Here is an 11188-nt window from a genome sequence, read left to right on the forward strand (position 1 = left end):
CGATCGCGCGACTCAACGCGCCGCGCCGCGGCGCTTGCCGGGGCCCACGGGCGAGCCCGGACGGGCTGGGCTGCCCGCCCGTGGTGGCAACCCGGTGTGTTGCGTCAGCACCAGCCCCGGACGCGGGCGCACACCCTGCGCCGGCGTCACCGCCGTGCGGGCACGCCCGGTGGCTGCCGCGGCAGGTTTGCCCGCCGCGGGCTTGGGTGGCGTCGAATTGGCGCGGCGCGGCGCCCGGTAGCTACCGTCGGTCAGCGGCTGGTACGCGGGCACCAGGTGATGTTTGCCGTTGCCGATCAAGTCGGCGCGGCCCATGCGCTTGAGCGCTTCGCGCAACAGGGGCCAGTTGTTGGGGTCGTGGTAGCGCAAAAAGGCCTTGTGCAAGCGCCGGCGGCGTTCGCCACGCACGACGTCGACCCGCTCGGCACGCTCGTCGCGATGGATACCCTTGAGCGGGTTGAGGCCCGTGTGGTACATTGCCGTGGCGGTGGCCATCGGGCTGGGATAGAAGGTTTGCACTTGGTCGGCGCGAAATCCGTGACGCTTGAGCCACAGCGCCAAGTTCAGCATATCTTCATCGGACGTGCCCGGGTGCGCAGCGATGAAGTACGGAATCAGATACTGTTGCTTGCCCGCTTCCTGCGAGAACTGATCGAACATGCGCTTGAAGCGGTCGTAGGTACCGATGCCGGGCTTCATCATTTTCGACAACGGACCGGGCTCGGTGTGCTCGGGCGCGATTTTCAGATAGCCCCCGACATGGTGCTGCACCAGTTCGCGCACGTACTCGGTGCTGCGCACCGCCAGGTCATAGCGCAAGCCCGAGCCGATGAGGATCTTTTTGATGCCGCGCAGCTGACGGGCGCGCCGATACAGCCGCACCAAAGGCCCGTGGTCGGTGTGCAGATTGGGGCAGATGTCGGGATAGACGCAGCTGGGCTTGCGACAAGCGGCTTCGATGGCCGGACTCTTGCAGCCGAGCCGGTACATATTGGCCGTGGGCCCGCCCAGATCGGAGATGACGCCGGTGAATCCCGCCACCTTGTCGCGGATCTCCTCGATTTCACGGATGATGGACTCTTCCGAGCGGCTTTGGATGATGCGTCCTTCGTGCTCGGTGATCGAACAGAAGGTGCAGCCACCAAAGCAGCCGCGCATGATGTTGACGGAAAAGCGAATCATCTCCCAGGCGGGAATCTTGGTCGGCCCGTCGTGGCGGCCCTGCGCGTCGGCGTAGGCGGGGTGTGGGCTGCGCGCGTAGGGCAGACCAAACACCCAGTCCATCTCGGCGGTGGTCAGCGGAATCGGCGGCGGGTTGATCCACACATCGCGCGCCGCCGTCCCCGTGCCATGCGCCTGCACCAGCGCACGGGCATTGCCGGGGTTGGTCTCCAGGTGCAGAACGCGGCTGGCGTGCGCGTATAGCACCGGATCGTTCTTGACCTGCTCGTAGCTGGGTAGGCGGATGACGGTGCGCTCGCGCGGCGGGCGCCCGCGCAACGCCGCCGCGGGCACGAACTGCAGTGGCTGGGTCGGTCCCCGGCTATCCGGTGTGTGGGTAGCCGCCGATGTCGAGGACGGCGCCTGGCCAGCCATCGCCGCGGCAACCGGCGTGCCGGGTGTTGCCCCCTCGGCGTTGGAGGCGTCGGGGTCCGGCTGCCCCGCATCGCGGGCGCAGCCCTGCCCGCGCTGGCTGGCTTGCTCCGTCACCGTTTGGTAGGGGTTGAGGTGTGCCTCCACCCGCCCCGGACGGTCCACCTCGGTGGAATCGATCTCGAACCACCCCGCGGGCGTGCTGCGGCGCACGAATGCCGTGCCGCGCACATCGGTGATCGCTTCGATCGGCTCGCGACGAGCCAGCCGGTGTGCCACCTCCACCAGCGCGCGCTCGGCGTTGCCGTACAGCAGCATATCGGCCTTGGCGTCGAGCAAGATGGAGCGCCGCACCGTCTCGCTCCAGTAGTCGTAGTGGGCGATGCGACGCAAACTGGCCTCGATGCCGCCGATGATGATCGGCACGTCTTTGTACGCTTCGCGGCAGCGCTGGCTGTAGACGATCACCGCCCGGTCGGGCCGCTTGCCCGCCACGCCGCCGGGGGTGTAGGCGTCGTCGGAACGGATTTTGCGGTCCGCGGTGTAGTGGTTGATCATCGAATCCATATTGCCCGCCGTCACGCCCCAAAACAGCGTGGGCCGTCCCAAGGCTTTGAACGGCTCGGCGCTGCGCCAGTCGGGCTGGGCGATGATGCCGACCCGAAAACCCTGTGCCTCCAGCACCCGCCCGATGACGGCCATGCCAAAGCTGGGGTGATCGACGTAGGCATCGCCGGTGACGAGGATGACGTCGCACCCATCCCAGCCCAGTGCGTCCATTTCGGCGCGGCTCATGGGCAGGAAGGGCGCCACCCCGAAGCGCTTGGCCCAGTACGGCTTGTAGCTGCTCAGCGGTTTGGCGTGGCGCGCCAGGAGGGAGACGTCAACCGGGGCGTTCATGGAGTCGGGCGGTTCCAGTAGCACGCCAGGCGCATGCAAAAGCCGCCGGGCATTCGTGAAAAACTTTGCAGTTTACGCTGCCGTGAGCGGGCACGCCACCGCTGGCGACCAGCAGCCACAAAGCCATCAGGGGGACGGTGGCGGGGACGGTGGCGGCGCCGCCGGCGTGCGTCGGCGAAACATGCCCCACCCTTCCATGTGCAAGACCTTGTCGCCATGCTGATTGAACAGTTCCCACACGGTGCGCACCAGGCCGACGTCGGGACGTTTGTTCATCGGGCGCTTGTCGGTGATGGTGTGGCGCAGGCGCAGCTCGTCACCCGGATAGACTGGCTTGAGCCACTTCAGGCTCTCCAATCCCGGGGAGCCCAGGCTCGACGTTTCGTGCAAAAAATGCGTCACCATCAGCCGCATGGCCAGGGCGCAGGTGTGCCAACCGCTGGCGCACAGCGCGCCGAAGACCGAGTGGCGCGCCGCCTCGGCATCCAGATGGAACGGCTGGGGATCGAACTGGCGCGCGAAGGTCACGATGTCCTCCTCGCTCACGCGCAGGCTGCCGAGGTCGCGCGTGTCACCGACGACGAGATCCTCCCACCACAGGCGGATGTGCGGGCTGGCGATGGGGTCGATGGCGGTCATGGGCGTTCTCCGGCGCACTGATGGTTTGGCCTAGGGTATCAGCACCGGCCAATGCCAGGCGTCACGCACGGGACGATGCCTCTTGCCAGCCCCACCGCGGCGGCGACGTGGAAGGTGGGATGAGGGGTCATCGCGCCGGGCGGGTGCGGGTCAAGGCGCAGCTGCGGTGCCGGTGGCACCGAAGGCCCGTCGCAGTGCACGAGCGGCATCTTGGTGAGCCTGCAACGCTTGCGGAATCAGCCGCCCCATCTTGATGAACTCGTGCGTGACCCCGCGGTAGATCTCCAAATCCACCGGCACACCCGCCATGCGCAGCGCATCGGCCAGCTGCACGCCTTCATCGACCAGCGGGTCACATTCGGCCAGGCCGATCCAGGCCGGCGCCACGCCGTCGAAGTCCGGTGCCAGCAGCGGCGCAAAGCGCCAGTCGGTGCGCTGGGCATCGTCGATGTAGTGGCGAAAAAACCATTGGATGGTTTCGGCTTCGAGCACGAATCCGTGCCCGAACCGGCGGTGCGATGGGGTTTCGGGCCATGCCGTGCAGCCCGGGTAGAACAGCAGCTGCAGCGCCAGCGGCCAGCCAGCGTCGCGCGCCTGCAAAGCGGTAACCGCCGCCAGCGTGCCACCGGCGCTGTCACCACCGACGGCGATGCGCGCGCCATCCAGGCCCAGCGCGGCAGCCGTTGCGCGCAACCACGCCAGTGCATCGAACGCATCATTCACAGCGGTGGGGAAGCGGTGCTCGGGCGCCAGGCGATAGTCCAGCGACAGCACCGCACAGCCGGCCAGATGCGCCACGTGACGGCACAGCGCCGCGTGGGTATGCACGCTGCCCACCACGAAGCCGCCACCGTGCAAGTACAGCAACACGGGGGGTGGGCCAGCGTCGCCGGCGCGGTGCGGCACCACCAGTTCGGCGTGCAGCCAGGCACCGTCACGGGCGGGCACACGCACGTGCTGTACACGTGCCACGTGGTGCGGCGGTATGTCCAACACGCTCGCACCTGCTTCGTAGAAGGCGCGGGCGTGCGCGGGCGTGAGGGCGTGCAATGGCGGCCGTCCCGCACGTGCCATGCGGTCGAGCACGCCGCGCATCGCCGGGGTCAGCAGCTGGCGGGGGTTGGTGTGCGTCATGGCCCGGATTGTCGCCGCTGATATCCGGCGTTGCGGCGCGAAGGCGTGGCCGCCAGGCGTCGGCTGCCCCGAACCGGGCAGCGTGCTGGGCCGGCCGCTGTCACCCAGGTACGTGAGCAGGGCGCTGATACTGGGCTACAGTGTGCCACGCTCAACGGACCCCCACGAGGAGACAACCCACCATGGCCGAAATCCGCTATCTGACGACGATCCAGATCGAGCACGGGGCGTTGCGCCACCTGCGCAGCGAATGCGACCGCGCGGGCATAGGCCGCCCGTTGGTAGTGACCGATGCCGGCGTGCGCGCGGCGGGCTTGCTGGAGCGCTTGCAGGCAGCGCTGGCCACCGGCGGCGCCGCCCTGCCCCATGCCGTGTATGACGGCACACCCTCCAATCCGACCGAGGCGGCCGTGCGCACCGCCGCTGCGCTCTATCGCAGCGCCGACTGCGACGGCCTGATCGCCCTGGGTGGCGGCAGCGCCATCGATTGCGCCAAAGGGGTGGCGATCGCCGTGTCGCACGACGGGCCGCTGAAGACCTATGCGACCATCGAGGGCGGCTCGCCCCTCATCACCGAGCGCGTGCCGCCGCTCATCGCCGTGCCGACGACGGCCGGCACCGGCAGCGAGGTGGCGCGCGGCGCGATTTTGATCGTGGACGATGGGCGCAAGCTGGGTTTTCACAGCTGGCACCTGCTGCCGCGCGCGGCCATTCTCGACCCGGAATTGACGTTGGACCTGCCGCCGCGCCTGACGGCAGCCACCGGGATGGATGCGATTGCGCACTGCATCGAAACGTTTTTGTCGCCCGCTTTCAACCCGCCGGCCGACGGCATCGCGCTGGATGGACTTGAGCGTGCCTGGGCGCACATCGAGCGCGCTACTCGCGACGGACACGACCGCCACGCGCGGCTACAGATGATGAGCGCCAGCATGCAGGGGGCACTGGCATTCCAAAAGGGGCTGGGCTGCGTGCACTCGCTCAGTCACAGTCTGGGCGGGCTCGACCCGCGCCTGCACCATGGCACGCTCAACGCGATCTTTTTGCCGGCGGTCATCGCCTTCAATGCGCAGGCCGACAGCGTGCAGCGCGAGCGGCGCCTGCAGCGCATGGCACGCGTGATGGGATTGGCCGGACCCGACGAAGTCGGACCCGCGATCCGCGACCTCACGGCCCGCTTGGGACTGCCCACCGGCTTGGCCGAGCTGGGCGTGACGCCGGCCTGGTTCGATCGCATCATTGACGGCGCGCTGGCCGACCATTGCCACCAGACCAACCCGCGGCTGGCCACGCGCGAAGACTACCGCGCCATGCTCGAAGCCTCGCTGTGACGACACGAGGCGTCATCCGTTGCCGATCCCACTTCGCCGTTCACAGTGGCTCGAGGCGAGACGGGTCGGGGCGCTCCAGCCACGCCGCGAATTCGTCGGCCAGGCGCTGCGCCTCGCGCACCGCCGTTTGCCACGCCGCCATGCGTTCGGCCAGCCGGTGCCCATAGCGGGGGAAATCGGTGCGGTCGGGCAATTTGCCGTTGGGCAGGCGGCGTACCCAGTCGGGGTCGGGGGCCAGCACCAGGGTGTGCGCCAGTGCCTCGGTGGGCCGATGGCGCCAGCGCAGCGCTTTGTCCAACCACCCCGGCACGATATGGCGCTGAAAGTGCGGATACAGCACCAAGCCCCGCTCGGGACGCCAGCGCAGGTGCAGATGATAGTCGGTGATGCCGCCGTCCCAGTACGCACCCGGCGGGGCGTGCGGAACGTCGTGCACCGCGCGCAGCACGAACGGAATCGAACAACTGGCCTGCAAAGCCGGCATGAAATTGTCGGCGCGCAGCATCACCTGCCGGGTGCGGAAGTCGCGCGTGTCAAACGGCAGCGGCGCAGGCGCCGACCCGTGCGGCCCGGGGCTGGAAAAAACCACCCGCTCCAACCACAGACCCAAGGCGCGGCGCTGCGCGACGTTGGACAAGAATGCCCCCAAATAGCCCAGCGGGGTACGCCAGCGGCCCTCCCTGGCCAGCACGTGGCGTCCGCGCGACGTCAGGATGTGCACCCGGTAGCGCGGATGCCGCAAGATGTCGTCCAGCCGCCCGCCAAAGAACGCGCGCAGATTCGCGGCAAAAGCCGCGCTGACGTGTTCCGGCGTCGGCACGCGACGGCCCGGCTCGACCACATACGCCTGCGCGATGTAGTCGCGCTCCAGGCGCGCGAACGCCGCTGCTGCATCGGGCAAACAGGCGGTAGCCATGCGCCAGGCGCCAACCGAGGCTCCGACCAAATCGACCGAATGGCGGCTGCCTGCCAGCCATTGCCCAAATACGAAGCGGTCCAAAGGCCCTAGAATCAAACCTTTGGGCCCGCCCGCCGCCCCGGCCACGATGCCCACGGCCTGTGGCAGCAAGCCGTGGCGCTCGATATGGGCGCGCGCCGCCGCGCCGGCGTACAAACGCAAAGCCGGCATCAGGTCCCCCCTGCGTCGAGCGCCGCGGGATCGGCCAAAAAGTCCGGGTCCACCCCCAAGACCTCGCTGATCGCATCCGGGTAGGTGTGGATCAGGTCGTTGGGGCGGTTGCCATGCATCCACACCCGTGCGCGCCAGGCGGTCAAATGCACCACCGCCGCCAGCGGCTCGGCCGGTTCGGCGGCCAAGGGCTCGAGGTGCTGCGCGATGGCCACGACCAGCAAGCGCGGCAGGCGCCAGTGCTCGCACAAGGCCGCGCCCACTTCGGCGTACGAGTAGCCGAGCACCTCGTACTCCAGCGCAGGACGCGGCAGGGACCACCACGCGGCGCGCTGCTCCAACGCCAGCATCTGCGGGGCTTGCAGTTGGTGCATCACCAACTCACCGACGGCGTGCAGCAAGGCGGCGGTGAAGGCGACATTGTCATCGAGCCGGCGCGGCGCACACAGCCGGCGCGCCAGCGAGGCGGCACCAAAGCTGTAGGCCCAAAAGCGTTCCAGATCGATGCCGGCGGGCGCGGGGAAACGCTGCTGTACGGCCGCAGCCAGCGTCAGCGCGCGCACACGGTTCAAACCCAGGACTTGCACCGCCTCGCGCACACTGTGCACGGGCCGCAACAAGCGAAAAAACGCCGAGTTCGCTTGGCGCAGCACGCGCGCAGCCAAGGCCGGGTCGCGCTCCAGCACCCCCGCTACGGTCGCCAGATCGACGTCGTCCTGCCTGAAGGTACGGATCAGCTCCGCCGCCACCTCGGGCACGACGGGCAGGGCCTCGGGCCGCTGCAACAGCGCTTGCAAAGACATCGATCAACGCTCAGTGGAGGAAGGCTGCCAGCTCACCCGCCGATGTCCACTCCTGTGGATCCTTGTCGAGCACGGTCTCCAGACTCAGGCCCAGCAAGATGGCCACCACGTCCGGAAAGGTGGCCGCCATGGCGGCGCGGTCCAGGTTCATCTCCTGCGCGCGCGCGCGCCACGAGGCCATGTGCACCACGCCGGCCAACGGTTCGTAGATATCGCCTTCGAACGGCACCAGTTGGTGGCGCAAAGCGGTGACGATGGTGTCCGGAAAATCCCAGCGCTGGGCAAAGGCCGCGCTGACGTCGGCATAGGTGTAGCCCAAGACACTGCGCTCGACCTCGGCGCGCTTCATATCGAAGGGAGAGACGCGCCAGTCGATCTTCGCCACCACGTCGGGCATACCGATGTGCATGACCAAGTCCCCCACCGCATGCACCAGGCCGGCGGTGAACGCCGCGCCTTCCGGCAGCTTGAGGCTGCGTGCCAACGGGCGGCAGATTTTGGCGGTGTTGAGGCTGTAGCGCCAAAACTGCTCCAGGTTGACGCCCGGCACCTCGCGAAAGCTGCTGCCCAACGCCACCGCGTGCACCAAGGTACGCAGATGATTGAAGCCCAACACCGTGATGGCTTCGGCAACGCTGTCGATCTGTCGCGTCAACCCGAAGAAAGCGGAGTTGGCCAATTTGAGCAAACGCGCCGTCAGCCCGGGATCGGTGGCCACCAGCTCGGCGATACGCCGCGCATCCGGATCGTCGCGGTCGAGCTCCGCGGTGACCTCCGACACCACGCGCGGGATACTGGGGATGGCCTTGGCCTGGTTGAGCAATTCTTCCAGTGTCATCGTGCACCGAATTATGCGGCGTGTCCGGCGGCCGTCTGCACCGGCTGCGACACGCCCAGACCAGACCAGCGCCCCCGCGCGTCTGGGCGCGGCTGACCCGCATCGGGTGCTGTTCATGATGCTGGCCCTGCGCCCCCCCCCCGGCCCGTCTGTGGCGCGGCGCGTCAGCCGCGGCCCGCGCTGGGCCACCTGATGGGCGTCCGCCGGAGGTCAGCGCCGGCCCGTTTGCTGCAGGCGAGCAAAGGCCTGCGCCATGGCCGTCGTGGTGGGCTCGGTACGCCCGCGGCCGGGCCCCGGCTCGCGGCGCCGCGCCCCCGTCGCCGCGGCACTCCGGTCACTCGGCGTGATGTCGGCGTCGAGCCGCATACTCAAGGCGATGCGCCGCCGCGCCACGTCCACCTCCAACACCTTCACGCGCACGATGGCGCCGGCTTTGACCACCTCGCGCGCATCGGCCACGTAGCGCGCCGCCAACTGGCTGACGTGCACCAGCCCGTCTTGGTGCACGCCAATGTCCACGAAGGCGCCAAACTGCGCCACGTTGGTGACGACCCCTTCCAGCACCATGCCCGGCATCAAGTCGGTGATGTCGTGCACACCGTCCTCGAAGCGCGCGGCGCGAAACTCGGGACGCGGATCGCGCCCCGGTTTTTCCAGCTCCAGCAAAATGTCGCGCACCGTCGGCGCGCCGAAGCGCTCGTCGGCAAACGCCTCGGGCCGCAAGCCGCGCAGGAGCTCGGCGCGCCCCATCACCGCTTCGATCGGCTGGCCGATGGCCGTCAAAATGCGCTCTACCACGGGGTAGCTTTCGGGGTGCACGCCGGTCATGTCCAGCGGGTTGTCACCGCCGCGGATGCGCAAAAAACCCGCGCACTGCTCGAAGGTCTTGGGGCCCAGCCCACTGACCTCGAGCAGTTGCTGCCGGCGGCGAAACAGCCCATGCGTGTCGCGCCAGCGCACCACGGCGCGCGCAGTGGCGCTGCTCAGCCCCGCCACCCGCGCCAGCAGCGGCACGCTGGCGGTGTTGACATCGACGCCGACGGCGTTGACACAGTCTTCCACCACGGCGTCGAGCGTGCGCGCCAGTGCGCTGGGGTTGACGTCGTGCTGGTACTGGCCCACACCGATGCTCTTGGGGTCGATTTTGACCAACTCGGCCAGCGGATCCTGCAGCCGGCGCGCGATGCTGACGGCGCCGCGCAGGCTCACGTCCAGCTCTGGCAGCTCCTGGGCCGCCAGCTCGCTGGCGCTATAGACCGAGGCCCCCGCTTCACTGACCACCACTTTCTGCGGCACCGGCGCCCCGGGGTGCGCGCGCAGTCGCTGCAACAGCTCCGCCACCAGCCGATCGGTCTCCCGGCTGGCGGTGCCATTGCCGATGGCGATCAGCTCGACGCCGTGGCGCAGCACCAGCGCGGCCAGCGTCGCCAGCGCGCCATCGACGTCGCGGCGCGGCTCGAACGGGTAGACGGTGGCGGTCTCCACCACCTTGCCGGTGGCGTCCACCACCGCCACTTTGACCCCGGTGCGGATGCCCGGGTCCAAGCCCATGGTGGTGCGCGGGCCGGCCGGTGCGGCCATCAGCACATCGCGCACGTTGGCGCCGAACACCTGAATCGCCACCGCCTCGGCGGCTTCGCGCAGGCGCGCGAACAAATCGCGCTCGATGGTCAGACTGAGCTTGACCCGCCATGTCCAGGCCACGCAGCGGCGCAGCCAGTCGTCGGCGGCGCGGCCTTGGTGTGACCAGCCCAACAGCTGCGCCAAACGGCCCTCGGCCAGCGAAGGCTGTCCCGGCAGCGGCTCCTGTGGCTGGGCCAAGCGCAGCTCCAGAATATCTAGGGCGCGACCGCGAAACATCGCCAACGCGCGGTGCGACGGCACACGCGCAATCGGCTCGTCGTGTTCGAAATAGTCGCGAAACTTGGCCACTTCGGGGTCGGCCGCATCGCGCGATTCCACCCGCCGGCTGCGCAGGACCCCCTCGGCCCACAGCCACTCGCGCAGCGGCTGCACGATGGCGGGGTCTTCGGCCCAGCGCTCGGCCAGAATGTCGCGTGCGCCATCCAACACCGCGGTCACCGTGGTGAAGTCGCTGCCATCCTCACCAGCGGCCGGCTTCACATACGCCTGTGCGGCGGCGTGCGGATCGAGCGTGGGGTCGGCCCACAGCGCGTCGGCCAGCGGCTCCAGCCCTGCCTCGCGGGCAATCTGCCCCTTGGTACGGCGTTTGGGTTTGTAGGGCAGGTACAGGTCCTCCAGGTCCTGCTTGGTGGCGGCGGCTTCGATGACGGCACGCAGGGCAGGCGTCAGCTTGCCCTGCTCCTCGATACTGCGCAGGATAGTGGCGCGGCGCTCCTCCAACTCGCGCAGATAGGCCAGGCGCTGCTCCAGCTGGCGCAGCTGCGTGTCGTCCAGGCCACCCGTGGCCTCCTTGCGGTAGCGGGCGATGAAGGGAACGGTGGCGCCGCCGTCCAGCAGGTCCACGGCGGCCTGCACCTGGGCGGCGCGCACGCCGAGCTCGTCGGCGAGGCGGGCAACGATCGTCGTGCTCACGGTCGATGGCATGGGGTGGTTCGATACGAAAACCGGCAAGTGTGCCACGGCGTCCCCGGCACGCCGTTTGCTCAGCGGTCGATCGTGATCATTCATCTCCACCCTGCCCCGCCCGCAGTTTTTTTGGACACGGAATTGGGGTAAACAGACGTGTCTGAGAAAGGAGCTGGAAATGCTGAATGAGAGAAAGGATGGCGGGGTTGCGCTGGGGGCGCTGGAAGGAGCGCGTAGCGCGACGGCAAGCGCGCCCAGCGCGGCGGCCGAG

At 68.7% G+C, this 11188-nt stretch carries 8 protein-coding genes; 1 reads left to right on the forward strand and 7 read right to left on the reverse strand.

Features of this window, described 5'->3' with window-relative positions:
* Window positions 1-12: 12 nt before the first annotated feature.
* From Tchar_RS10190 to Tchar_RS10200, 3 genes are all read right to left on the reverse strand, one after another.
* On the reverse strand, window positions 13-2493 hold the full coding sequence (locus Tchar_RS10190; RefSeq protein WP_144328923.1) for a YgiQ family radical SAM protein: 2481 nt from the start codon (window positions 2491-2493) through the stop codon (window positions 13-15).
* A gap of 126 nt (window positions 2494-2619) precedes the next feature.
* On the reverse strand, window positions 2620-3132 hold the full coding sequence (locus tag Tchar_RS10195; protein ID WP_144328924.1) for a MaoC family dehydratase: 513 nt from the start codon (window positions 3130-3132) through the stop codon (window positions 2620-2622).
* A gap of 150 nt (window positions 3133-3282) precedes the next feature.
* Complete coding sequence (locus Tchar_RS10200) at window positions 3283-4266, reverse strand: alpha/beta hydrolase (RefSeq protein WP_236640421.1); 984 nt, start codon at window positions 4264-4266, stop codon at window positions 3283-3285.
* Between the two features lie 182 nt (window positions 4267-4448).
* Here Tchar_RS10200 and Tchar_RS10205 point away from each other — a divergent pair, with 182 nt between their 5' ends.
* Window positions 4449-5597 (forward strand): iron-containing alcohol dehydrogenase, encoded by a 1149-nt coding sequence (locus tag Tchar_RS10205; RefSeq protein WP_144328925.1) that lies wholly within the window; start codon window positions 4449-4451, stop codon window positions 5595-5597.
* Between the two features lie 40 nt (window positions 5598-5637).
* Here Tchar_RS10205 and Tchar_RS10210 read toward each other — a convergent pair whose 3' ends face one another.
* From Tchar_RS10210 to Tchar_RS10225, 4 genes are all read right to left on the reverse strand, one after another.
* Entirely contained in the window at window positions 5638-6726 is a 1089-nt protein-coding gene (locus Tchar_RS10210) for a patatin-like phospholipase domain-containing protein (RefSeq protein WP_144328926.1), read from the reverse strand.
* Window positions 6726-7529 (reverse strand): HDOD domain-containing protein, encoded by an 804-nt coding sequence (locus Tchar_RS10215; RefSeq protein WP_144328927.1) that lies wholly within the window; start codon window positions 7527-7529, stop codon window positions 6726-6728. The genes Tchar_RS10210 and Tchar_RS10215 overlap by 1 nt, the downstream gene beginning before the upstream one ends.
* Window positions 7530-7539: 10 nt before the next feature.
* Entirely contained in the window at window positions 7540-8367 is an 828-nt protein-coding gene (locus Tchar_RS10220) for an HDOD domain-containing protein (RefSeq protein WP_144328928.1), read from the reverse strand.
* Between the two features lie 210 nt (window positions 8368-8577).
* Window positions 8578-10935 carry a Tex family protein gene (locus tag Tchar_RS10225; RefSeq protein WP_144328929.1) on the reverse strand — a complete coding sequence of 786 codons (2358 nt, stop codon included), beginning with the start codon at window positions 10933-10935 and terminating at the stop codon, window positions 8578-8580.
* Window positions 10936-11188 lie beyond the last annotated feature (253 nt).

Source organism: Tepidimonas charontis (assembly GCF_007556685.1).
In the GTDB taxonomy this organism is placed as follows: Bacteria; Pseudomonadota; Gammaproteobacteria; order Burkholderiales; family Burkholderiaceae_C; genus Tepidimonas; species Tepidimonas charontis.